Consider the following 22,438-nt stretch of genomic DNA (forward strand, 5'->3'; position numbering starts at 1 on the left):
CGCCCGGCGGCCCCCGCCCCCCCCCCCCGGCCCCCCGCCGCCCCCCCCCCGGCCCCCCCCCCCCCCCCCCCCCCCCCCCCCCCGCGTCCCCCGTCACGAGCGCACGAAGTGGGCGCGCAGTCTCGCCTTCAGCAGGTTGGGGTCGCGCTGGGTGGAGTAGGCGGCGCCGGCCACGTACACGTCCCGGCCCCGTACCGCCAGCGAGGTCGGGTTGGACAGGCCCTCCTGCACCGTGAGGACGGTGGCACGGGTGCCGTCCGGGCGGACCTGGACGACCTCGTTGGAGGGGTTCAGCGCGGCGAGCACGAGGTCGGAGTGGCCGGGGAAGACGAAGTCGTCGACGCCTGCGAGGCCGGTCGCCTTCGTCTCGACGGGCCCCGCCGTCCCGTCCTCGCCCACCGGGATGCGCAGCAGGGTTCCCAGGTCGCTGTTGGTCACCCAGACCGCGTCCTTGTGGACCTTGACGCCGTTGGCTCCGCCGCCGGCCGCACCCGGCAGGTGGGCCAGGGCGCTGCCCGTGGCCCACGCCGTGGGGGCGCCGCCCGCCTGCGGGACGCGCCACACGGTGCCGAGCACCGAGTCGGCGGCGTAGAGCACACCGTGCCGCTCGTCGAGGGCCAGACCGTTGGGCAGGCCGTCCGACGGCAGTTCGGCGATCTGCTCGGGCGTGCCGCCGCCGGCCGGGACGCGCCAGATGCCGGTCCTGTTGGTGCCGGTGGCGTAGTTGACGTACAGCGTGCCGTCGTGGGCGCGGGCCAGGCCGAGGGCGACGGCGCTGTTCAGCAGGGGCGTACGGGGGCTGCGCTCGGCCGGCAGGGTGGCGAGGACGCGTACCCGGCGCTCCCGGGTGACCCTGGCGACCTGCCGGGCGAACGCGAAGGACACGTCGACCGAGCCGCCGCGTTCGGCGACGACGTTCTCGGGTGTCTGGCCGGCGGCCAGATCGAAGTGCGCGACGACACGGGCGTTCGAGACGAGCGGCTCGTCGCTCGCGGCCGGAGCCGTCGCGAGCAGGCCGATCACGAGCGCGGCCGGGGCGACCACGGCCGCGCGGGGGAATCGGGGCATGTGACCTCTTTCGACGGGAGCGCAGGGCTCCGGCGTACCGGTCACACCAAAATGACGGCTCCCCGGCCGCGTTCGAGGTCAGCCCCGGCCGGGACGTCGCCCGCCCGGCGCACGGCCTGGCCCCGCCTGCCGCGCAGCCGGGTGACGGCTCCGCTCAGTTCCACAGGGGGATCGTCATGACCTGCGAGAATCCCTCCGGCCTCGCGCCGGAGTAGGTCAGGCTCAGCCGCGTGAACTGCTGGACGTCCGGGTGCTTCTTCCACGCCGTCGGGCGGTCGAGCCGCACCGTCACCGGGTAGCGGTGGAAGGTGCCGGCCGCGCAGTACGGCTTGCAGTCGTTCACCCAGTTCACGCCCTGGGCGACCGCGCCGGTGTCGTTCCACCGGAGCCAGTGCATACCGGCGAGCACGCTGTTGCCGTCGCCGCAGGCCAGGATGAAGTCGGTCGGCCGGTACCGCTGGTGCCAGAGGCAGTCGACGAGCACGGGATGCCGGGCCGCCCGCGACGCGGCCTGCGTCGGCGGCGTCGCGGAGGCCGTTGTCATGCCCGCCGTGAGCAGCAGGGCCGCCCCGAGTCCGATCACCGTTCCCAGCACTGGTCTGCGCATGGTCGCTCCCACCCGTACCGCCGTAGTTGCCTCCCTTCGACGCTACGACCGTCACTGCGGATGTACCACTTGCGGCGTAGGGGCACCGGGATTCACCCGTGGGTGACGGTCAGGCCGTAGAACGCGACCCGGGCCCCGTTCGTGGTGCTGTCGGAGGACGACTGGTTGTACGAGCCCGCCTTGAAGTACTGCCGGTACGGGGCGAAGGAGGACGGGATGGCGTAGTGGGTGGTGGTGCCGTTGACGGTCAGGTCGACGGTGTTCCCACCGGAGACCGCGATGGTGTAGGTCCAGGTCTTGCCGAGGGAGACGTGACCGACGGCGTGAGGGGTCTGGCCGCCGTCGGGGGAGTTCTCGGTGCCGAGCACGATGTCGCCGTCGGAGTGGTAGTACAGCTCGAGGAGCGGCTTGGTGGAGGAGCCGCCGGTGCCGAGGTGGATCTGGCCCACGCAGACGTTCTTGGTCACCGAGACCACCCGCAGGGTCGCGCTCATCCGGTGGCTGCCGCTCAGTGCCCAGTTCGCGGCGGAGCCGTCCCGGTTCATCTCCCGCAGTTCGGAGCGGGCGTAGCTGGAGTTCGGGGTCGTGACCCCCTTCTCGGGCGCCCAGAAGGTCATCGCGCCGTCCCGGGTGTCGGTGTAGAAGTAGGCGTCCTGGTAGCCGTTCGCCCCCTGGAGCCGGGACGAGGGGATGGTGGTCGGTGAACCGGGGGAGCCGACCGGCTCCTGGAGCTGCCAGATCGACAGGTCGAAGTTGCCGCCGGGGGCGACGTTCGGGTTCGCCGCGTCCGCGCTGCCGCCGAACAGGACGGTCAGGGCGAGGGCCAGGCCCACGGCGACGGGCGCCGCGGGCAGCCGGGAACGGAACATGTGGGGGGATCCTTCCGCCGGGTGGACGCACCCAAAGTATGTTCGCCTATGTGAACTCCGGCCGCATCCGTAACCTACGATGACCCGAGAAGTTAAAGGTGCGGACCAATCCCGTCAAGAGGTTCAGCAGGCGCCCTCGTCCAGCCAGGGGCCCCACTCGGAGGCACCGGGCACCTCGTTCTGGGTCCACCACTTGGCCTTCCAGTTGTGGCCGCCGTACGAGGCCTCGTCGTCCTTCACGTAGACCGCCGTCGCGCTCCAGGCGGTCTTGCAGGAGGTGGGGGTCGGTGTCGGGGTGGGAGTGGGGGTCGGGGTGGTGGTCGGCGGGGTGACCCCGGCGAACTGCACGGAGTACCTGGCGAAGTCCCAGGAGTTCTGCGCGACGCTGGAGCAGGTGCCGGAGGTGCGGCCGCCGTTGTCGGCCGGAGTGCACTGGCGGTCGCGGTTGAGGGACCAGAAGGTGAAGCGGTCCATGTGGTGGCTCGTGGCGTAGTCGAGCACGGTCTGGAAGTCGGCCTGGCTGAAGTACTCGCCGCTGTCGCTGCGGCCGTTCATGCCGGAGAAGCCCTCGTGGGCGTAGGCGGTCGCCTGGTCCCAGCCGAAGGTGGACTGCAGGATCGAGTTGAAGTTCGTGAGCGCGGCGGTCTGGCTCGCCGCCCCGCTGAACCCGCCGTCGAACGGCATGATGGAGAAGTTGTTCGGGGTGAACCCCTGGGACTTCGCCTCCAGCAGCATCTGCTTGCCGAACCAGCCGGTGCCGTCCGCGGTGCCGGCCGTGGTGACCGAGACGTACAGGCCCGGGTTGTTCTGCTGGAGGATCTTCGCGGCGCCGATCTCGTTCCTGATCGCGGCGGTGTTCTCGTACTCCGGCTCCTCCAGGTCGAAGTCGATCGCGTGCAGCCCGTACTTGGTGACGACCTGCTGGTAGGCCGCGGCCGTGGCGGAGGCGTCCGCGCAGGTCTGGCCCAGTTTGGTACCGCCGTAGCCGCCGATCGAGACCGAGACGTCACCGCCCTTGGCGCGGACGGTGTCGATGACCGAGCGGACGGCGGTGTCGGAGGAGACCGGCGCGGTGCCGCCCCAGGTGGGCGAGCAGCCGCCGCCGTTCGGGGCCAGGACGAACGCCAGCTGGAAGGCCTTGAGGCCGGTGGCGTCCATGATTCCGGCCGCGTCCGGCGGGTCGTTGTCCAGCGGCATCAGATAGGGGGCGGCGGCGTACCACCGGTTGCTCAGCGCGGCGGTCGCGCCCGAGGCGTCGGTCGTGACGAGCGCGGTGGTGCCGCCGGCGGCGAGCGCGACGGCCGCCGCCGCGCCCAGGCACGCGCGAAGGGTTCTCATCGGTTGCCTCCAGGGGTGGGGGAGTCGTCCCAGCTTCCGGAGGTGACGCGGCCACGTCAATAAATTGGACTGGACCAAAGCGCACTTTGGACTAGACCATGCAACTTCTTTGCTCTGGCCGGTAGTAGCCCACCGAAATGAGCTGTTCGCCCCCCGTCCCCCGCCGGCGGTGGCACTCTTGACAGCGCGCGTACTGTTTCGCGACGTTTGAGCGACGACACGCGTTATGGGGGGAGCGGTCGGCCATGCGATCCAGAGGCCAATCTGAGGTGGACATCACGATCCACAGACCCGGCGAGCTGACCCAGTCGCTGTGCCGGGCCTGGCACCGCGCGATGGACGAGTCGCCGGAGTACGCCAACCCCTTTCTGGCGCCGGAGTTCGCGATCGGTGTCGGCAAGCACCGCTCCGGCGTGCGGGTGGCGGTCCTGCGCGAGGACGGGGAACCCGTCGGGTTCCTCCCCTACGAGCGCACCGCCCTCGGTGTCGGCCGCGCCGTCGGCCTGGGGCTCTCCGACTGCCAGGCGCTGGTGCACCGGCCCGGAGTCACCTGGGACGCCCAGGCGCTGCTGAGCGCCTGCCAGTTGGCCATCTTCGAGTTCGACCACCTGGTCAGCGAGCAGACACCTTTCGCCCCGCATGTCACCGGGACCTTCGCCTCCCCGGTGATCGACGTCAAGCCCGGCGACGGCGGTTACCCCGAGTGGCTGCGCGCCACCTACCCGGGACTGGCCAAGACCACGCTGAAGAAGGAGCGCCGGATCGGCCGCGACCTCGGCGAGCTGCGCTTCGAGTTCGACGAGCGCGACCCGGCGGCCCTGCGCACGCTGATGCGCTGGAAGTCCGCCCAGTACCGGCGGACCGGGCGCATGGACCGCTTCGCCCGCCCCTGGATCGTCGACCTGGTGGACCACCTCTTCCACGTCCGCGAGGAGCACTTCACCGGGGTGCTGTCCGTGCTCTACGCCGGGGACCGGCCGGTGGCCGCGCACTTCGGTCCCCGGTCGGCCACCGTGCTCGCCGCCTGGTTCACCGCCTACGACCCGGAACTGCGCTACTACTCGCCCGGGTTGATGATGCATCTGCGTACCGCCGAGGCCGCGGCACGCGGCGGTGTCACCCTCGTCGACCTGGGCCGGGGCGACAAGGAGTACAAGGACTGGCTGAAGACCCGCGAGCTGCGGGTGGGCGAGGGGTTCGCCACCCGAGGTCACCCGGTGGCGGCGGCACACCGGCTGTGGCGCCGCCCGGTCCGCGGCCTGCGCAACACCGTCCTCGCCCATCCGCGGCTACGCGACCCCGCGGACCGGCTGCTCCGGACGGTCGGCACCCTGCGGGCGTCCCGCAGGCCCGACGGCCTGCACGAGGAATGAGCGCGCCGCCCCGGCCATGGTCCGGCGGTCCGGGCGCGCTCGCTCGTCCGGCATGCGCACTATGATCCTGTAAAGTAAAGAATCAGGTGGTATGCCCTGGAAGGGTGCCGCCTCGGCCGGAGTGACCCATGCCCCGCAACCGCTCGACGGACGACGACGAGCTCCTGGTCAGACTCAGGTCGCTCACCGCCCAGGCGCGCGAGCGGGCCGAGTACCAGCGCTCGCAGGTCGAACTGGCCGTGGCCCTGCAGCGCGGCATGCTGCCCCGGGAACTGCCCGACACCCCCCGCGTCCATGTGGCCGTCCGCTACGCGCCCGCCTGCCACGGACTCAACGTGGGCGGCGACTGGTACGACGCCTTCACCCTGCCCGACGGCCGTATCGGGCTGTCCATAGGCGACGTCCAGGGCCACAACATCGAGGCCGCCGCCTTCATGGGCCAGGTCAGGGCCGGCCTGCGGGCGCTCGCCTCGGTGACCGGCGAGCCGGGCGAGCTGCTCGCCCGCACCAACGACCTGCTGGTGTCCCTGGGCAGCGACCTCTTCGCCACCTGCATCTTCATGCGGCTCGACCCGGCGACCGGGCTGCTGGAGAGCGCCCGGGCCGGGCACATCCCCTTCGTCTGGGCCACCGCCGACGGCAAGTCCGGGATCGGCGAGGACGAGGGCGGACCGCCCCTGGGGATCGACCCGGGCGTCGAGTACCCGGTCTCCCGGTTCCGGCTCACCACCGGCGGGATGTTCGTGCTGCTCACGGACGGTGTGGTGGAAGGGCCGTCGATGAACATCGATGAGGGCCTGGACCAGGTGGTGCGCCTGGCCGGTGTCGCCGCCGTCGCCCGTCTGGAGGCGCGGTCCCTGGCCGCCGCTGTGATCAAGGGCGCGGAACAGGTCGGCCATGAAGACGACGCGGCCGTCCTGGTCGTGGGCCACGACGGCCTCGACTACACGCCGTAGGACCGGGGCGGCGGCCCGGCGGACGGCCCGCGGACGGCCCTCGCCTCGCCGACCCGGCCGCCGCGGTGTGTGATGGCTGCTGTGGTGGCATTCCGCGTACTGCGCCGACCGACCGTCCTCGTCCTGCGGACGCCGGCCGTGGCCGCCTGCTACTACGGGGCGGCCCGGCTCGGTCTGCTGCGCCGGCTCACCGTCGAGGGCGCCGTCTTCACCCCGGTCTTCCCGTCGACGGGCGTGGCCCTGGCCTGCCTGCTGGTCCTCGGCCTGGGCTGCTGGCCGGGCATCACGCTCGGCGCCTTGCTGCTCGTCCTGTCGCTCGGCCCGCCGGGGCCGGACACCGTCGGCATCCTCATCGGCAACACGGGCGGCCCGGTCTGCGCCTACCTGCTGCTGCGCCGGGCCGGTTTCCGCACCGACCTGAGCCGACTGCGGGACGGTGTCGCCCTGGTGTTCCTCGGGGCGCTCACCGCCATGCTGGTCAGCTCCGTCGTCGGCATGGTCTCCCTGCTCCTCGTCGGCAAGGTCGCCGCGAGCAGCTTCTGGCCGAGCTGGCTGGCCTGGTGGGTCGGTGACGCGATGGGCGTCCTGCTCGTGACCCCGGTCCTCCTGCTGCTCCTCGAAGCCCGTCGGCCGCCGCACCTGGGCCGCTGGAAGGAGGCCCTCGCTCTCGCGGTCGCCACCGTGGTCCTGGTCCCGGTGGCCACGCACAGCTCGCTGGGCGCGCTCTTCCTCGCCTACCCGGTGCTGATCTGGGGCGCCCTGCGGTTCCGGCTGGTCGGCAGCATGCTGTGCGCCCTGTTCACCTCGGTCCTGGCCACGATCGCCGCCACGGACGGCGTGGGCGCGTTCGCCGGGCTGTCCCCCGTCGAGGTGATGGTCAAGCTCCAGTTGTTCAACGGTTCCATGGCCCTGACCGCGCTGCTGCTGTCGGTCGTGATCACCGAGCAGCGCAACACCAGGCTCTCCGTCGCGGAGGCCTGCGAGGAGCTGGCCCAGGCGCTGGAACACCTCACCGCGCACGACACCCCGGCCGGGCGGGCACCACCGGAGGTGGAGCGGTTGCGGCGCGCGAGGGACGAACGGTGACCGGGCGGCCGCCCGGTCACCGTCCCGTACCCGGGCCTGCCGTCAGACGGTGCCGCTCGCGGTGATCTCGACCTTGGCCTTGGGGGCTCCGCTGCGAGTGCCGTAGCCCTCGATCTTCGTGACCAGGTCCTGGCCCTCGACGACCTCACCGAAGACCACGTGCTTGCCGTCGAGCCAGTCGGTCACCACGGTGGTGACGAAGAACTGCGAGCCGTTGGTGTTCGGGCCCGCGTTGGCCATGCTCAGCAGGAACGGACGGTCGTGCTTGAGCTGGAAGTTCTCGTCCTTGAACTTCTCGCCGTAGATGCTCTTGCCGCCCGTGCCGTCGCCCCGGGTGAAGTCACCGCCCTGGAGCATGAACTGGGGGATGATCCGGTGGAAGCCCGAACCGGCGTAGCCGAAGCCGTGCTGGCCGGTGGCGAGCTCGCGGAAGTTGCGGGCCGTCTCGGGCACCACGTCGTCGAACAGGTGGAACACGATCCGGCCGGCCGGCTCGTTGTTGATCGAGATGTCGAAATAAACGTTGTCGCTCATGCAGGCCAACCTATCGCGAACCGCCGCGAGGTCCCTCCCGCGGGGCCGCACGGCCGGGGAGGTGGCGCGCCGGCGCGGCCCGCCCCCCGGCCCGCGGCCGCGGGAGGCCCGCTACGGCCGCGGGAGGCCCGCTGGGCCCTGTCGTCACATTCCCGCCTGCCCCGCGACGCCATGCACGCTCCCCCAGCCTCCGGCCGGGGGGACCCCCACTCGCCGCACCGGGCCCAGACCCAAGTACATCCAGTACGTGGGCCAGGGCCCGGCACTCCCCAGCCTTCGGCCGGGGGACCCCCAGAGCACACACCTGACGCCGCAGGGCCGCCCTACGGGCGACGACGGGAATGTGACGACAGGGCCTAGTAGCGCCCCTCCAGCCGGTCCAGCACGGCCTGGGCCATGACCGCCTCGCCCGTGGCGTTGGGGTGCGCGGGGGCCGCGGGCGACGTCGGCCGGAGCGGCTCGATCCAGCGGTCGGCGGGAGCCTTGCACATGTCGTGCCCGACGGTCGGGCCGTACGTGTCCACGTACCGGGCGCCGTTCCAGGCGGCGACCAGGCGCAGCACCAGATTGAGCCGCTTCTCGGTGTCGCGCAGGTACGGGAAGTCCTTGGCCGCGAAGGGCACTGTCGGATAGCAGCCGCTGCCGTCGTCGGGCAGCAGGTCGGGGTAGCCGACGACCAGGATCCGAGCGTGCGGGGCCCGGGCGCGCACGGCCCGCAGCACCTTGTCGACCTTGGGCACGGTCCGCAGGACGGCCAGCACCAGCTGGTCGGTGCCGGAGGCGTTGTAGTACTGCCGGCAGGGGTCGCCGGCGAGGTCCTTGGAGCTGAGGCCCGCACAGGTGGCGATGATGGAGCCGAACCCCATGTCGTTGCCGCCGATCTGGACCGTGACCAGGTCGGTGTCCCGCCGCACGGCGTCGAGCTGGGGCCCGTTCGTGCCCTGGGCCTGCCACATCTGCGCGGTCGTCGCGCCGGAACAGCTCACGTCCTTGAACGCGGTGACCTCCCGGGCCGCCGCCACCAGGGAGGGGTAGTTGTGGTCGGAGCGGGCGCAGTCCGCGTCGACCTGGGTCGGGATGGCGGGGCCCGAGGTGTAGGAGTCGCCGAGCGCCACGTAGCTCGTACCGCGGTCGTCGCCGTGGCCGCCGCCGTGCGCCGCGGCCGGTGTCGTGGACGCGGCCACCAGGGCGCAGCCGCCCAGCGCGGCCGCCACGGCCGCCCTCCGCCGGCGCCTTCTCGCCGAACCCTGTGCACCCTGCGACGGGCTGCCGTACGACATGAGGATCCCCCCTGGAACCGGGACGCGCGCGGAACCGGTCCCGACGGGCGGCCCGCACACGTGTGTCGGGGGTCTGTATACCGCCCGGTAGGAGTCCCCAGCCAGAGGTCGGACGTCGAGAATTCTGATGCCGAAGACTTGTCGCCGGTATATCTCAGTACTTAAATCAAATCCTGAACTAAGCATGGGGGTCCGCCGGTTCGCAGGCGTGCCCCGTGCCCACCGCAGGGAGCCGCTGATGAGACGACTGAGATCCCTGGGCGTGGTGCTCGCCGCCATGGCAGCACTGCTCGCCCTGCCCACCGCCCACGCGCCGGCGGCGCGGGCCGCCGACACCCCGCTGTCCCAGGGGAGGACGGCCACCGCCTCCGCCGAGGAGAACGCCGGGACCACCGCGGGCAACGCGGTGGACGGCAACACCGGCACCCGCTGGTCGTCGGGCTTCTCCGACGACCAGTGGCTCCGGGTGGACCTGGGCGCCACCGCGGACGTCACCCGGGTGGTCCTCGACTGGGAGGCCGCGTATGGCAAGGACTACAAGGTCCAGATCTCCGCCGACGGCACCACCTGGACCGACCTCGCCACCGTCACCGGTGGGGACGGCGGCACCGACACCCTCGACGTCTCGGGTCAGGGCCGGTACGTCCGGATGCAGGGCGTGCACCGCGCCACCCAGTGGGGCTACTCCCTGTGGGAGTTCCAGGTGTACGGCACCACCACGGGCACACCCCCGGTCCAGGGCGGCGGCGACCTCGGCCCGAACGTCATCGTCGTCGACCCGTCCACGCCGAACCTCCAGGCGAAGTTCGACTCCGTCTTCGCCCAGCAGGAGTCGGCGCAGTTCGGGACCGGGCGCTACCAGTTCCTGCTCAAGCCGGGCACCTACAACGGCATCAACGCCCAGATCGGCTTCTACACCTCGATCTCCGGCCTCGGCCTCAACCCCGACGACACGCAGATCAACGGTGACGTCACGGTCGACGCCGGCTGGTTCAACGGCAACGCCACGCAGAACTTCTGGCGTTCGGCGGAGAACCTCGCCATCACGCCGTCGAGCGGCACCGACCGGTGGGCCGTGGCTCAGGCGGCCCCCTTCCGCCGCATCCACGTCAAGGGCGGCCTCAACCTCGCCCCCAACGGCTACGGCTGGGCGTCCGGCGGTTACATCGCCGACTCGAAGATCGACGGTACCGTCGGCCCGTACTCCCAGCAGCAGTGGTACACCCGGGACAGCTCGGTCGGCGGCTGGACCAACGGTGTCTGGAACATGACCTTCTCCGGCGTCCAGGGCGCCCCGGCCACCAACTTCGACTCCGGCCCGTACACCACGCTGGACACCACTCCCGTCTCGCGCGAGAAGCCGTTCCTGTACCTGGACGGCGGCGCCTACAAGGTCTTCGTCCCCGCGAAGCGCACCAACGCGCGGGGCGTCTCCTGGCCGGCGAACGCGGGCACCTCCCTCCCCCTGGACCGGTTCTACGTCGTCAAGCCCGGCGCCACCGCCGCCACCATCAACCAGGCCCTCGCCCAGGGCCTCAACCTCCTCTTCACGCCCGGCGTCTACCACCTCGACCGGACCATCGACGTCACCCGGGCCGACACCGTCGTCCTCGGCCTCGGTCTCGCCACCCTCGTCCCGGACAACGGCGTCGACGCCCTGCACGTCGCCGACGTCGACGGGGTGCGGCTCGCCGGGTTCCTCATCGACGCGGGCCCGGTCAACTCCGACACCCTGCTGCGGATCGGCGCCCCCGGCTCCACCGCCGACCACTCCGCCGACCCCACGACCATGCAGGACGTGTTCGTCCGCATCGGCGGCGCCGGACCCGGCCTCGCCACCAACTCCGTCGTGGTCAACAGCAACGACGTGATCATCGACCACACCTGGCTCTGGCGCGCGGACCACGGCAGCGGAGTCGGCTGGAGCACCAACCGGGCCGACTACGGCCTGCGCGTCAACGGCAACGACGTCCTCGCCACCGGACTGTTCGTCGAGCACTTCAACAAGTACGACGTCTACTGGAACGGCGAACGCGGCCGCACGATCTTCTTCCAGAACGAGAAGGCGTACGACGCCCCGAACGCCGCCGCCGTCACCCACGACGGCGTCGTCGGCTACGCGGCCTACAAGGTCGCCGACACCGTCACCACCCACGAGGCGTGGGGCCTGGGCAGCTACTGCAACTACACGGCCGATCCGACGATCGTCCAGTCCAACGGCTTCCAGGTGCCGACCGGTCCGGGGATCAGGATGCACGACCTGCTGGTGATCTCCCTCGGCGGCATGGGCCAGTACGCCCACGTCGTCAACACCACCGGATCACCCACCTCGGGGACCAGCACCACCCCGTCCAAGGTGACCCTGTTCCCGTGACCGGTCAGGCCGTCGTCCTCCGCCGCGCCGGGAGCCGCAGCAGCAGCCGTCGCGCCGGGCCCTCCACGCCCTCGTAGAGGAGCCAGGACAGGCCCAGCGACACGGTGAAGGCGACGAGGGCGGCGGCCGTACCGGTGAGCAGGTCGAAGCGCGGGCGGACGCCGAGCAGCTGGGTGCCCGCCCGCAGCACCAGCAGATGGACCATGTAGAACGCGAACGACAACTCGCCCAGCCGCACCAGCCGGCGGCGGCGCCACATCGAGGGCAGACCGCGCAGGTCGGCCTGGGCCGCCGCCGGGATGAGCACGGCGAAGCCCATGACGGTGCAGGCGGTGGCCGCGTAGTCGTCGGTGACCTGCGGGACCAGGAAGTAGCCGATGACGGCCAGCGCCAGCGAGGCCTCCAGGCCCGGGCCGCGCCACCGGCCCAGCAGCACCAGGCGCGCGACGGCGGCGCCCAGCACGAACTCGGGCAGCCGGGCCGCGGGGAAGGAACCGATCGGCTGGTCCCACCAGTGGTGCGCGTCCGTCCAGGCCAGCGCGAGCACGGCGAGGACGGACAGCGCGGCCAGCACCGTCGCGCCCCGCCCGCCCAGTCGGCGCAGCACCAGCGCCAGCAGCGGGAAGGCTGCGTAGAAGAAGGCCTCGCAGGCCAGCGACCAGCTGACCGGGTCCAGCGTCTGCCACCAGGGACGCCACCAGGAGTGCACCAGGAAGACGTCGGCCAGGCCCTGCGGGAGGGTCGGGCGCGGCTGGTGGGGCAGCGTGAACGTCATGACCAGTGCGAGGACGACGGTGACCAGGTGCACGGGGTAGATCCGGGCGACCCGCCGCCACCAGAAGCGCGGCGCCCGGTCCCCCGGCCGCGCGGACCACATCAGTACGAACCCGGACAGGATGAAGAAGAACGACACCCCCGACGCACCCGCCTCGAACCCCCAGGTCATCAGACGGCCGCCGGTGCCCCCGAAATAGCGGAAGTTGTGCACGTGCAGCCCGAAGACCAGCAGCGCGGCCATCCACCTCAGCCCGGTGAGGGACGGCAGCGGTGGAGCCGGGGCGGGCGGCTGTGCGGGGGACGGTGGCGCGGCGGCCGGAGCGGTCGGAGAGGCCTTGGTCGCCGTCGTCATCGAGTCACCTGCCGGAGGTTTCGGGCGTGGAGCATGAAACGGAGCGTTGCCCGTTCCACACCGTTCATTCCGGCCACGTACGAAACATCACACCAACGCCGAGGGGCGGCCTCGGCCATTCGGGCCGCAGCGGCCGGACGGGCGGGTGCGACCCTACCCGGGCGGCCGACGCGCCCGGGGGCTCGCGGGCGGCGCCGCGACGCCCGGTGCGACGCCGTGGCCCGTGCCTTTGGGCCGCCGACGACGCGCCGAAACCCCCGGGCACGAACGTGTGACCCGCCTGTCGCCGGGTTGACGCCGCTACGAGCGGCGCGGCGTGGCGACGGCGCTCGGCCGACTGTCGGACGGTGCGTCACGGACCGCCGTCGGAGTCGCGGACCGTCCGGACGCGGGCGACCTCGTGACGTCGCCCCGCGTCGGCCGGCTGGGCGTGGGCTGCGGCGCGGTGCCGCCGCGCGTCGGCGCGACGCTCGGGCTCGGCCGGGGGGCGTCCGGTGTCGGAGAGGTCCGCGGACGCTGCGGGGCGGTCGGGCTGGCGGCCGGGGGCGCGAGCGGGTCGCGGGGCGTCGTCGGCGCCGCGGGCGCCGCCAGATGCAGCGACATGGCGACGAAGGCGGCGACGGCGCAGGTCACCCCGGCTCCGGCAGCCGTACGCACCAGCCGGCGGCGGCCCGCGGCGCGCCGGATCTCCTGGTACCGGCCGGGCGGGGGCCCGAGGTGGGCGGCAGGCGGCCGCAGGATGACGGCGAGCGGATCGTCCGGGCCGCCGAACTCCGGCTCGTCGTCAAAGCGTGTGGTCAAGGCTTCTCCTCAGGTGGCCGCGGAGCAGTTCTCGGGCCGCGTGCAGATCGGCCTTGACGGTTCCTTCCTTGCGCCCGGTCAGCTCGGACACCTCCCGGATCGGCATGTCGGCGTAATAGTGCAGCAGGATCGGCACCCGCAGCCGCTCCGGCAGCGACTGCACCAGCAGCCGTACCGAGGGGTCCGTCTGCTCGGCGTGCGGGCGGGTGGCGGCCTCGGAGCCGACGCGGCGCACCGTGCGCCGCTCGCGCTCCAGCTTGCGCCAGTGGTCCCGGACGAGGTTGGCCGCGGTGACGTAGAGGAAACCACGGGGCTCCTCCACCTTCGTCCACCGGGCCCACAGCCGGGTGAACGCCTCCGAGGCGATCTCGTGTGCCGTCTCGTCGTCGTCGACGAGGCGGCGGCACCAGCCGGCCAGGCGCGGGTACAGGGCGGCGAACAGCTCGGAGGCCGCCGTGTCACGGGACCGTTTCAACGTTCTCCAGGGTCGCAGGGATTCGCCGGGGAGGATGCGGGACCGGTGGCGTACGTTCCACCGGTCCCGCGTCCGTGCCGGCGCGTTCAGGGTGTCGTGCGGGTCAGGGCCGCGAAGACGATCACGTTGTCGAGATAGCCGTTCCCGGTGCGCTGACCGCCGCAGGTGATCAGCCGCAGCTCCGGGCGGTCCACGTCCCCGTACACCTCCCGCGTCGGGAAGTGTGCCTTCGCCACGGTCCGCACCTCGCGGACGGTGAACACCGCCGATCTGCCGTTCTCCAGACGCGTCACGATCTGCTCGCCGCCGCGCAGCTCGGCGAGGCGGCGGAAGACGCCGTCCCCGTAGGAGCCGACCGTGACGTGGCCGAGGATCACCGACGGGCCGACCTGCCCCGGGGTGGGGGAGTAGCGGTACCAGCCCGCCCGGTCGTGCGCGGTGACCGGCGGCACCTGCACCGTGCCGTCGGCCGCCAGGCCCAGCCGCAGCAGCGGGGTGTCCACCCCGATCGCCGGGACCCGCAGCCGGACCGGTACGGAACGGCCGAGCGGGGCGGGCGTGGCGGAGCCGGTGGCCGTGGCCGACGGTGCGGGCGGCTGCTGCCGGGAGACCGCGGTGGCCGCCCGGTGCGGTGTCTGCCCCGCACAGCCCGCCAGCAGCGAGGCCGTCGCGGCGGTGAGCAGGGCGCGCCTGGAGAGCGGGGTCATGCCCCGGTCGCCCGGCGGCGGCGGACGACGAACACCGCGGCGCCCGCGGCGAGCACGACGGCGCCCGCCCCCGTGCCGATCAGCGCGCCGTCGGAGCCGGAGCCGGAGGAGGTCTCCGTCACACCGGTGTCGGGGGCACCCTGCGGCACCGCGGAGACCTGACGTGAGCCGCGGCCCGGCAGGTGACGGGCGTCACGGGTCGGCACGGGGGTCGCCGCCCGGGTGGGCTCGGTGGACCGCGCATCGGACGGCACGGGGGAGGGGGCGACGGTCGGCACGGCGCTGGCGACCGGGCTCGGGGCGGTGCCGGAGGCGAACGCGGGCACGGTGGTGCCCAGCACGGCGGTGCAGGCCAGGGCCGTGGCGCTCAGGACGGTTCGGCGCATGAGGACGCTCTCTTTCGTGGGCCCGCACCGGTCGGCGCGGGCTGTGTGACGGAATCGAGCGGAGAGACGACCCGCACCCCGGCAGGGTTGTAAAGAGATGGCAAAGCCGGGCGGCGGGCGGGTCGCTGCTGCGGCGCGACCGCCGTTGGCTGGTTCGTCACCAGGCTTGAGTGGATTGTTTTCTTGAATCATTCGTGTTTTTGAGGTTAGGTGGTCGCCATGACCGCATCCCAGCCCCCGACGACCGCCGAAGAACTGCGCGGTGCCGGCCTGCGGGTGACGGCCGCCCGCGTCGCGCTGCTGGAGACCGTCCGGCACGGCGACCACCTCGACGTCGAGGCCATCGCCTCGGGCGTCCGCGACAGGGTGGGCCACATATCGCTCCAAGCCGTGTACGACGCGCTGCACGCGCTCACCACGGCCGGACTCATACGGCGCATCGAACCGGCCGGCAGCCCGGCCCGGTTCGAAGGACGCGTCGGCGACAACCACCACCACGTCCTGTGCCGGTCGTGCGGTGCCGTCGCCGACGTGGACTGCGCGGTCGGCGAGGCGCCGTGCCTGACCGCTTCGGACGATCACGGCTTCGCGATCGACGAGGCCGAGGTCATCTACTGGGGCCTGTGCCCCGCCTGTTCAACCGTCAGTTCCTGAGTACGTCGATCTGCCCTTCCGGAAGGATTTCCCCCATGTCCGAGACCCAGGAGAACGCCGCGGGCAAGTGCCCGGTCGCGCATGACCGCGCCCCGCACCCCACCCAGGGCGGCGGCAATCGCCAGTGGTGGCCCGAGGGGCTCAACCTGAAGATCCTCGCCAAGAACACCGACGTCGTGAACCCCCTGGACAAGGGCTTCGACTACGCCGCGGCGTTCCAGGCCCTCGACCTCGCGGCCGTGAAGCGGGACATCGCCGAGGTGCTGACCAACTCCCAGGACTGGTGGCCGGCCGACTTCGGCAACTACGGCCCGCTGATGATCCGGATGGCGTGGCACAGTGCGGGCACCTACCGCATCTCCGACGGCCGCGGCGGCGCCGGCGCCGGCCAGCAGCGCTTCGCCCCGCTCAACAGCTGGCCGGACAACGTCAACCTGGACAAGGCCCGCCGTCTGCTGTGGCCGGTCAAGAAGAAGTACGGCCAGTCCATCTCCTGGGCCGACCTCATGGTCCTCACCGGCAACGTGGCCCTGGAGACCATGGGCTTCAAGACCTTCGGCTTCGGTGGCGGCCGCGAGGACGTCTGGGAGCCCGAGGACGACGTCTACTGGGGCCCCGAGAAGGTCTGGCTCGACGACCAGCGCTACACCGGCGACCGCGACCTGGAGAGCCCGCTCGGCGCCGTCCAGATGGGTCTGATCTACGTCAACCCGGAGGGCCCCAACGGCAACCCGGACCCGATCGCCGCGGCCCGCGACATCCGTGAGACGTTCCGCCGGATGGCGATGAACGACGAGGAGACCGTCGCCCTCATCGCCGGCGGCCACACCTTCGGCAAGACGCACGGCGCCGGCCCCGCGGATCACGTGGGCGCCGAGCCCGAGGGCGCGCCGATCGAGCAGCAGGGCCTGGGCTGGAAGTCCACCTACGGCACCGGCAAGGGCGGCGACGCGATCACCAGCGGCCTGGAGGTCACCTGGACCACCAAGCCCACCCAGTGGAGCAACGACTTCTTCGGCATCCTCTTCGGCTACGAGTGGGAGCTGACGGAGTCCCCGGCCGGCGCCAAGCAGTGGGTCGCCAAGGACGCCGAGGCGATCATCCCGGACGCGCACGACCCGTCCAAGAAGCGTCTGCCCACGATGCTCACCACCGACCTGTCGCTGCGCTTCGACCCGATCTACGAGCCCATCTCGCGCCGGTTCCACGAGAACCCGGAGGAGTTCGCGGACGCGTTCGCCCGCGCCTGGTACAAGCTGACCCACCGTGACCTTGGCCCGAAGTCCCTGTACCTCGGCCCGGAGGTCCCGGCGGAGACCCTGCTGTGGCAGGACCCGCTGCCCGAGGCCGAGGGCGAGGCCATCGACGCCGCCGACGTCGCCGCGCTCAAGGCGAAGCTCCTCGACTCGGGTCTGACCGTCTCGCAGCTGGTCTCCACCGCCTGGGCGTCGGCCTCGACGTACCGCAACAGTGACAAGCGCGGCGGTGCCAACGGCGCCCGTATCCGCCTGGAGCCGCAGCGCGGCTGGGAGGTCAACGAGCCCGACCAGCTCGCCCAGGTGCTGCGCGTCCTGGAGGGCGTCCAGCGCGACTTCAACACAGGTGCCAAGAAGGTCTCCCTGGCCGACCTGATCGTCCTCGGCGGCGCCGCCGCCGTAGAGAAGGCCGCCAAGGACGCCGGCTTCGCCATCGAGGTGCCCTTCACCCCGGGCCGGGTCGACGCCACCGAGGAGCACACGGACGCCGAGTCCTTCGCGGCCCTGGAGCCCACGGCCGACGGCTTCCGCAACTACCTCGGCAAGGGCAACCGCCTGCCGGCCGAGTACCTGCTCCTCGACCGCGCCAACCTGCTCGGCCTCAGCGCCCCCGAGCTGACCGTCCTGGTCGGCGGGCTGCGCGTGCTCGGCGCCAACCACGGCCAGTCGAAGCACGGTGTGTTCACCGAGACCCCGGGTGTGCTGACGAACGACTTCTTCGTCAACCTGCTCGACTACGGCACGGAGTGGAAGTCGACCTCCGAGGACCAGACCACGTTCGAGGGCCGTGACCTCGCCACCGGCGCGGTCATGTGGACCGGCACCCGTGCCGACCTGGTCTTCGGCTCCAACTCCGAGCTGCGCGCCGTCGCGGAGGTCTACGCGAGCGACGACGCCAAGGAGAAGTTCGTGCGGGACTTCGTCGCCGCCTGGACGAAGGTCGCGAACGCGGACCGTTTCGACCTGGTCTGATCCCCCGGTAGCGCCCGGCGCCCGCCGCCCGGGCCGGCCCTCACCGGCCGGCCCGGGCGGCGGCGCGTCCGGGGTTCGCGGAGGGCCCGGCCAGGCGGACTAGTGACATGCCCTGGTCAATTCTGTCAGGCTTCGGACTCGCACCACGTGACCCGTGACCGCTCCCCGGCGCACCCCTGCCGGACGGGCGGTCTCCGAGCAGGCCGGAATCCCGGCCGCCGTAAAGGAGTTCGTGTGAGACCGACCCCCCACAAGGCCATCGTCACCAGCGCGCTGGCCGTCGCGGCAGTCGTCGCGGCCCTGCTCCCCGGCACCACCGCGACGGCTGCCGAGCCCACGACGGCCGCCGAGCCCACGGCCTGCGCCCCCGCCCAGCTGATCGGCAATGGCGGCTTCGAGAACGGCACGTCCCCCTGGACGCAGTCCTCGACCGGTGTGATCACCACCCGCTCCGGCCAGTCCGCCCACGGCGGCAGCGGCTTCGCCTGGCTGGACGGCACCGGCGCCACCCACACCGACACGCTCTCGCAGAGCGTCACCGTCCCGGCCGGCTGCGCCGCCACCCTGACCTTCTGGCTGCACGTCGACACCGCCGAGACGACGTCCTCGACGGCGTACGACAAACTCACCGCGAAGATCGGCGGCACCACGCTGGCGAGCTACTCCAACCTGGACAAGAACACCGGGTACGTGAAGAAGTCCTTCGACGTCTCCGCGTTCGCCGGCCAGACCGTCACCGTGGCCTTCACCGGCACCGAGGACTCCAGCCTCCAGACCAGCTTCGTCCTCGACGACATCGCCCTGGACACCTCGGCCGCCACCACCCCGGGCGACACCACCCGCACCCCGGCCGCGCCGTCCTACACCGTCAGCCTGACCAGCAACTCCACCGGAACCAGCTGGACCGGCCACGAGAGCGTGACCTTCACCAACGCCTCCGCGACCGCGCTCAGCGAGATCTACCTCAGGCTGTGGGACAACTACCACGGCACCTGCTCGGCCCCGCCGATCACCGTCAGCAACCTCACCGGCGGCACCGCGGGCGCGCTCTCGGTCGCCTGCACGGCGCTTGAGGTCGCCCTGCCGACCCCGCTGGCCCAGGGCCAGAGCACCACGATCGGCTTCGACCTCGGCATCACCGTCCCCAGCGGCGCCGACCGCTTCGGCTACGACGGCGCGTTCAGCATGATCGGCAACGCGCTGCCCGTCCTCGCGATCCGGGACGGATCCGGCTGGCACCTGGACCCGTACACCAACAACGGCGAGTCCTTCTACTCGCTGGCCGCCGACTTCAAGGTGACCCTGGACCACCCCAGCGGCCTGCTCGTCCCGGCGACCGGCACCTCCGTCGACACCCCCGGCGCCAGCGGCCGTACCGTCACCACCGCGACCGCCGCCAAGGTCCGTGACTTCGCCTGGGCGGCCGGTCCGTTCAGCAAGATCTCCGGCACCTCGCCCGGCGGGGTCCCGATCAACATCTACTCCGTCTCGGGCATCAGTTCCTCCAGTGCCCAGTCGATGCTCAGCACCGCCAAGTCGGCCGTCGACGCCCACGCCGGCCGTTTCGGGGCCTACCCGTACGGCGAGCTGGACGCGGTCATCGACAACAACTTCTGGTTCGGCGGCATGGAGTACCCGGGCTTCGTCCTCGACCTGGTCAGCACCACCGCGCTCACCCACGAGATCGGCCACCAGTGGTGGTACGGGATCGTCGGCGACGACGAGTACAACAGCCCCTGGCTGGACGAGGCGTTCACCGACTACGCCACCGACCTGGCGCAGGGACTGACCGGCACCAACTGCTGGAACAACGTCTCCTGGGCCTCGTCCGCGGAGAAGATCACCAACTCGATGGCGTACTGGGACGCCCACTCCTCCCGCTACTCCACCGTCGTCTACGGCTACGGCAAGTGCGCCCTGCACGACCTGCGCCGCCTGATCGGTGACACCGCCATGACCAACCTCCTGAAGAGCTACGCCGGTTCGCACTGGTACGGCGTCTCGACCACCGCCGAGTTCAAGGCGGCGGCCCAGGCGGCCACCAGCACCGACCTGACGTCGTTCTGGACCACCCACCGCATCGACGGCTGACCGAAGCGGGACGGCCGCCGCTCCGCGGCCGTCCCGCCCGCCGCCGAAGCCGTCAGGGAATGGCCAGCTCGGCCCAGATGGTCTTCCCCGACGAGGTGTACCGGGTGCCCCAGCGCTGCGACACCTGCGCGACCAGGAACAGGCCCCGGCCGCCCTCGTCGTCCCGGCGCGCCCGGCGCAGGTGCGGGGCCGTGTGCGCGTTGTCGGAGACCTCGCACAACAGGGCACGGTCCCTGATCAGCCGCAGCACGACGGGCCCGTCGGCGTACCGGATGCTGTTGGTGACCAGCTCGCTCACCACGAGCTCCGCGGTGAACGCCAGGTCGGACAGCCCCCAGCTGTCCAGTTGGCGTTCGGTGTCCGTGCGGGCCCTGGCCACCATCGCCGGGTCCGGGGGCAGCTCCAGGTCCGCCACCTGCCCGGCGTTCAGCCGCCGGGTCCGGAAGAGCAGCAGGGTGGCGTCGTCCGCCTGCGGCCCCGGCGGCAGCGTCGCCATCACCCGGTCGCACAGCTCCTCCAGCGGACAGCGCTGCCAGGTGAGCACATGGGCGAGCCGGTCGATACCGCTGTCGATGTCGGTGCGCCGGTCCTCCACGACCCCGTCGGTGAACAGCGCCACCACGCTGCCGTTGGACAGGCTCAGCTCGACGTTCTCGTAGGGCAGGCTGCCCAGGCCCAGGGGCGGCCCGGGGGCCAGCGCGGACAGCGCCACCGAGCCGTTCGCGTCCGCCACGACCGGCGGCGGGTGGCCCGCGCTCGCCCAGACGCACCGGCCGCTGACCGGGTCGTAGATCGCGTACAGACAGGTCACCCCGAGCGCGTCGTCGCCCAGCCCGTCGTCCCCGTGCGGCTCCGCGTCCAGGGAGACCAGACCGTCCAGGCGGGTGAGCAGCTCGGCCGGGTCCAGGTCCAGCAGGGCCAGCGTCCGCACGGTGGCACGCAGCCGGCCCATGGTCGCCGCCGCGTGCACCCCGTGCCCCACCACGTCCCCCACGGTCAGCCCCACCCGGGCCCCGGACAGCGGGATCAGGTCGAACCAGTCACCGCCCACGCCCACCCGGCTGTCGGCGGGCAGATACCGGTACGCCACGTCGACCGCGCTCTGTTCCGGCAGCCGCTGCGGCAGCAGGCTGCGCTGCAGCACCAGGGCCGCCGCGTGCTGGCTGGTGTAACGGCGGGCGTTGTCGATGCCGACGGCCGCCCGCTCGGCCAGCTCCACCGCGAGGGTCTGCTCCTCGGGCCCGAACGGGTCGGGGTTGCTGCTGCGCCGGAAGGTGGCGAGGCCGAGGACGGCGTCCCGGGCGAGCAGCGGGACGTAGAGGCTGGTCCGCCGGGCGGCGGAGCCGTCCCCCGCCGGGCCGGCGTCCAGCACGGGGCGGCTGGTGGCCAGGCTCTGCGCCTGCGATGACGTGGGCGGATAGGAGACGGGGCTGGTCCGGAACTCCTCCGGGGTCCGGCCGTGCATCCGCAGCAGACTGTGCCCCGGCGCGGAGCCCGTCGGCGGCTGCCGTCCCTCGATGACCGCGGGCGGCAGATCCACCAGCACCTCGTCGGCGAGCTGCGGCACCGCCACGTCGCCCAGCTCCGCGGCCGTGCGGCGCACGTCGAGCGAGGCACCGATCCGCTTGCCCGCCCGCACCAGCAGCGACAGCCGCTCCTGGGCGCGATAGCGGTCGGTGATGTCCAGGGACTCCTCGAACAGCCCGAGCGGCTCGCCCCGGGCGTCCACCAGCCGGTGGTACGAACAGGACCAGACGTGCTCACGGACGGGGTCGGCGGGAGCGCGCCCGCGGTAGTGCATGCCGAGGATCGGTTCCCCCGTCGTCAGCACGTGCTCCATCACCTGCTCCTCGTCGGGAGGGTGGTGGCGGGAGATGAACTCGCCCTCGGGAAACAGATCGGCGGCGGGCCGGCCGACGTACTGGGCGACCCCGGCGAGCTCCTGGTCGGTGGAGACGTTCCCCCAGACGACCTTCATGTCCGTGTCGAAGATGGTCAGCCCGACGGACGACTCGGTCGTCAGCCCCTGCAACAGGGCCAGCTGCGCCTCCCAGGCGCGCAGCGCCTCCAGCTCCGCGGCGACCACGACGGTCGCGGCGGCGCCCTGGTGCGACAGCGGGCTGAACGTCACGGCCGCGCGCAGGGTGTGTCCGTCCCGGTGGCAGAGGTCCAGGACGGTGCCGCGCGGTCGGTCCGCCCGGCACAGCGGCGACACCCGCTGTCCGGGCGCCGCCAGCAGCCGCTCGGCCGGCCGGCCGAGCACGTCCTCGGGCGCGTGGCCGAGCAGGCGCTGCGCAGAGACACCCCACCCGCAGACGCGGCCTTCGGCGTCCAGCACCGCGGCGGCGGCCTTCGAGAGGTCCAGGGGGCTGTGGAAGTCGACGTCGGCAGCATGCGGAAAACGATCCATGGCACCGCTTCCCTCCGTGCCCCCTCAGCATCCCGTGCCGCACGGCGGACGACAACCGCACACCGAGGGGAC

The 22,438-nt window shown here is 72.2% G+C and carries 20 protein-coding genes; 7 read left to right on the forward strand and 13 right to left on the reverse strand.

Annotated elements, in window-relative coordinates:
- Positions 1–93 precede the first annotated feature (93 nt).
- The 5 genes from ACZ3KP_RS04285 to ACZ3KP_RS04305 form a co-directional block, all read right to left on the reverse strand.
- Positions 94–1,068, reverse strand: a complete 975-nt coding sequence (locus tag ACZ3KP_RS04285) for an SMP-30/gluconolactonase/LRE family protein (RefSeq protein WP_467496183.1) — start codon at positions 1,066–1,068, stop codon at positions 94–96.
- Positions 1,069–1,109: 41 nt separating this feature from the next.
- Positions 1,110–1,232, reverse strand: a complete 123-nt coding sequence (locus ACZ3KP_RS04290) for a hypothetical protein (protein WP_467496184.1) — start codon at positions 1,230–1,232, stop codon at positions 1,110–1,112.
- Positions 1,223–1,675 (reverse strand): hypothetical protein, encoded by a 453-nt coding sequence (locus tag ACZ3KP_RS04295; RefSeq protein WP_467496186.1) that lies wholly within the window; start codon positions 1,673–1,675, stop codon positions 1,223–1,225. The genes ACZ3KP_RS04290 and ACZ3KP_RS04295 overlap by 10 nt, the downstream gene beginning before the upstream one ends.
- A 92-nt stretch (positions 1,676–1,767) precedes the next feature.
- Entirely contained in the window at positions 1,768–2,544 is a 777-nt protein-coding gene (locus tag ACZ3KP_RS04300; protein WP_467496188.1) for a polysaccharide lyase family 7 protein, read from the reverse strand.
- A gap of 123 nt (positions 2,545–2,667) precedes the next feature.
- The gene (locus ACZ3KP_RS04305; protein ID WP_467496190.1) at positions 2,668–3,882 is read right to left on the reverse strand and encodes a carbohydrate-binding protein; all 1,215 of its coding nucleotides are present in this window, start codon (positions 3,880–3,882) and stop codon (positions 2,668–2,670) included.
- 245 nt (positions 3,883–4,127) lie between these two features.
- On the opposite strand from ACZ3KP_RS04305, the gene ACZ3KP_RS04310 reads away from it, so the two are divergent.
- From ACZ3KP_RS04310 to ACZ3KP_RS04320, 3 genes are all read left to right on the forward strand, one after another.
- On the forward strand, positions 4,128–5,255 hold the full coding sequence (locus ACZ3KP_RS04310) for a GNAT family N-acetyltransferase (protein ID WP_467496192.1): 1,128 nt from the start codon (positions 4,128–4,130) through the stop codon (positions 5,253–5,255).
- A gap of 128 nt (positions 5,256–5,383) precedes the next feature.
- Positions 5,384–6,211 carry a PP2C family protein-serine/threonine phosphatase gene (locus ACZ3KP_RS04315; protein WP_467496194.1) on the forward strand — a complete coding sequence of 276 codons (828 nt, stop codon included), beginning with the start codon at positions 5,384–5,386 and terminating at the stop codon, positions 6,209–6,211.
- Positions 6,212–6,292: 81 nt separating this feature from the next.
- Entirely contained in the window at positions 6,293–7,297 is a 1,005-nt protein-coding gene (locus tag ACZ3KP_RS04320) for an MASE1 domain-containing protein (RefSeq protein ID WP_467496196.1), read from the forward strand.
- A gap of 42 nt (positions 7,298–7,339) precedes the next feature.
- Here ACZ3KP_RS04320 and ACZ3KP_RS04325 read toward each other — a convergent pair whose 3' ends face one another.
- Both ACZ3KP_RS04325 and ACZ3KP_RS04330 read right to left on the reverse strand, forming a co-directional pair.
- On the reverse strand, positions 7,340–7,831 hold the full coding sequence (locus ACZ3KP_RS04325) for a peptidylprolyl isomerase (protein ID WP_358980788.1): 492 nt from the start codon (positions 7,829–7,831) through the stop codon (positions 7,340–7,342).
- 356 nt (positions 7,832–8,187) lie between these two features.
- Positions 8,188–9,111, reverse strand: a complete 924-nt coding sequence (locus tag ACZ3KP_RS04330; RefSeq protein ID WP_467496198.1) for an SGNH/GDSL hydrolase family protein — start codon at positions 9,109–9,111, stop codon at positions 8,188–8,190.
- Positions 9,112–9,349: 238 nt separating this feature from the next.
- Here ACZ3KP_RS04330 and ACZ3KP_RS04335 point away from each other — a divergent pair, with 238 nt between their 5' ends.
- Positions 9,350–11,485, forward strand: coding sequence for a discoidin domain-containing protein (locus tag ACZ3KP_RS04335; protein WP_467496200.1), 2,136 nt, complete (start codon positions 9,350–9,352; stop codon positions 11,483–11,485).
- Between the two features lie 4 nt (positions 11,486–11,489).
- Here the strand turns inward: ACZ3KP_RS04335 and ACZ3KP_RS04340 are convergent, their stop codons facing one another.
- From ACZ3KP_RS04340 to ACZ3KP_RS04360, 5 genes are all read right to left on the reverse strand, one after another.
- Complete coding sequence (locus tag ACZ3KP_RS04340) at positions 11,490–12,614, reverse strand: acyltransferase family protein (protein WP_467496202.1); 1,125 nt, start codon at positions 12,612–12,614, stop codon at positions 11,490–11,492.
- Between the two features lie 300 nt (positions 12,615–12,914).
- The gene (locus tag ACZ3KP_RS04345) at positions 12,915–13,415 is read right to left on the reverse strand and encodes a hypothetical protein (RefSeq protein WP_467496204.1); all 501 of its coding nucleotides are present in this window, start codon (positions 13,413–13,415) and stop codon (positions 12,915–12,917) included.
- Positions 13,399–13,890: an RNA polymerase sigma factor gene (locus ACZ3KP_RS04350; RefSeq protein ID WP_366890609.1), complete on the reverse strand. Its 492-nt coding sequence runs from the start codon at positions 13,888–13,890 to the stop codon at positions 13,399–13,401. The genes ACZ3KP_RS04345 and ACZ3KP_RS04350 overlap by 17 nt, the downstream gene beginning before the upstream one ends.
- 86 nt (positions 13,891–13,976) lie before the next feature.
- Positions 13,977–14,597: a class F sortase gene (locus ACZ3KP_RS04355; RefSeq protein WP_467496207.1), complete on the reverse strand. Its 621-nt coding sequence runs from the start codon at positions 14,595–14,597 to the stop codon at positions 13,977–13,979.
- Positions 14,594–14,983: a sortase-dependent protein gene (locus ACZ3KP_RS04360; RefSeq protein ID WP_467496209.1), complete on the reverse strand. Its 390-nt coding sequence runs from the start codon at positions 14,981–14,983 to the stop codon at positions 14,594–14,596. Before ACZ3KP_RS04360 ends, ACZ3KP_RS04355 begins: the two co-directional genes overlap by 4 nt.
- 219 nt (positions 14,984–15,202) lie before the next feature.
- Here ACZ3KP_RS04360 and ACZ3KP_RS04365 point away from each other — a divergent pair, with 219 nt between their 5' ends.
- The 3 genes from ACZ3KP_RS04365 to ACZ3KP_RS04375 all read left to right on the forward strand — a co-directional run bounded on the left by ACZ3KP_RS04365 (position 15,203) and on the right by ACZ3KP_RS04375 (position 19,956).
- Complete coding sequence (locus ACZ3KP_RS04365; protein ID WP_358980775.1) at positions 15,203–15,637, forward strand: Fur family transcriptional regulator; 435 nt, start codon at positions 15,203–15,205, stop codon at positions 15,635–15,637.
- Between the two features lie 35 nt (positions 15,638–15,672).
- Positions 15,673–17,865 carry a catalase/peroxidase HPI gene (gene katG / locus ACZ3KP_RS04370; protein ID WP_467496211.1) on the forward strand — a complete coding sequence of 731 codons (2,193 nt, stop codon included), beginning with the start codon at positions 15,673–15,675 and terminating at the stop codon, positions 17,863–17,865.
- A gap of 234 nt (positions 17,866–18,099) precedes the next feature.
- The gene (locus tag ACZ3KP_RS04375; protein ID WP_467496213.1) at positions 18,100–19,956 is read left to right on the forward strand and encodes a M1 family metallopeptidase; all 1,857 of its coding nucleotides are present in this window, start codon (positions 18,100–18,102) and stop codon (positions 19,954–19,956) included.
- A gap of 52 nt (positions 19,957–20,008) precedes the next feature.
- Here the strand turns inward: ACZ3KP_RS04375 and ACZ3KP_RS04380 are convergent, their stop codons facing one another.
- Positions 20,009–22,366, reverse strand: coding sequence for a SpoIIE family protein phosphatase (locus tag ACZ3KP_RS04380; RefSeq protein ID WP_467496215.1), 2,358 nt, complete (start codon positions 22,364–22,366; stop codon positions 20,009–20,011).
- Positions 22,367–22,438 lie beyond the last annotated feature (72 nt).

This window comes from Streptomyces sp. NPDC020958 (assembly GCF_055562175.1).

What these genes read in the sequence shown, in the direction of transcription:
- ACZ3KP_RS04285 (WP_467496183.1), bottom strand. Translation starts at nt 1,068, where the DNA reads ATGCCCCGATTCCCCCGCGCGGCCGTGGTCGCCCCGGCCGCGCTCGTG.
- ACZ3KP_RS04295 (WP_467496186.1), bottom strand. Translation starts at nt 1,675, where the DNA reads ATGCGCAGACCAGTGCTGGGAACGGTGATCGGACTCGGGGCGGCCCTG.
- ACZ3KP_RS04300 (WP_467496188.1), bottom strand. Translation starts at nt 2,544, where the DNA reads ATGTTCCGTTCCCGGCTGCCCGCGGCGCCCGTCGCCGTGGGCCTGGCC.
- ACZ3KP_RS04305 (WP_467496190.1), bottom strand. Translation starts at nt 3,882, where the DNA reads ATGAGAACCCTTCGCGCGTGCCTGGGCGCGGCGGCGGCCGTCGCGCTC.
- ACZ3KP_RS04310 (WP_467496192.1), top strand. Translation starts at nt 4,128, where the DNA reads ATGCGATCCAGAGGCCAATCTGAGGTGGACATCACGATCCACAGACCC.
- ACZ3KP_RS04315 (WP_467496194.1), top strand. Translation starts at nt 5,384, where the DNA reads ATGCCCCGCAACCGCTCGACGGACGACGACGAGCTCCTGGTCAGACTC.
- ACZ3KP_RS04325 (WP_358980788.1), bottom strand. Translation starts at nt 7,831, where the DNA reads ATGAGCGACAACGTTTATTTCGACATCTCGATCAACAACGAGCCGGCC.
- ACZ3KP_RS04330 (WP_467496198.1), bottom strand. Translation starts at nt 9,111, where the DNA reads ATGTCGTACGGCAGCCCGTCGCAGGGTGCACAGGGTTCGGCGAGAAGG.
- ACZ3KP_RS04335 (WP_467496200.1), top strand. Translation starts at nt 9,350, where the DNA reads ATGAGACGACTGAGATCCCTGGGCGTGGTGCTCGCCGCCATGGCAGCA.
- ACZ3KP_RS04340 (WP_467496202.1), bottom strand. Translation starts at nt 12,614, where the DNA reads ATGACGACGGCGACCAAGGCCTCTCCGACCGCTCCGGCCGCCGCGCCA.
- ACZ3KP_RS04355 (WP_467496207.1), bottom strand. Translation starts at nt 14,597, where the DNA reads ATGACCCCGCTCTCCAGGCGCGCCCTGCTCACCGCCGCGACGGCCTCG.
- ACZ3KP_RS04360 (WP_467496209.1), bottom strand. Translation starts at nt 14,983, where the DNA reads ATGCGCCGAACCGTCCTGAGCGCCACGGCCCTGGCCTGCACCGCCGTG.
- ACZ3KP_RS04365 (WP_358980775.1), top strand. Translation starts at nt 15,203, where the DNA reads ATGACCGCATCCCAGCCCCCGACGACCGCCGAAGAACTGCGCGGTGCC.
- katG (WP_467496211.1), top strand. Translation starts at nt 15,673, where the DNA reads ATGTCCGAGACCCAGGAGAACGCCGCGGGCAAGTGCCCGGTCGCGCAT.
- ACZ3KP_RS04380 (WP_467496215.1), bottom strand. Translation starts at nt 22,366, where the DNA reads ATGGATCGTTTTCCGCATGCTGCCGACGTCGACTTCCACAGCCCCCTG.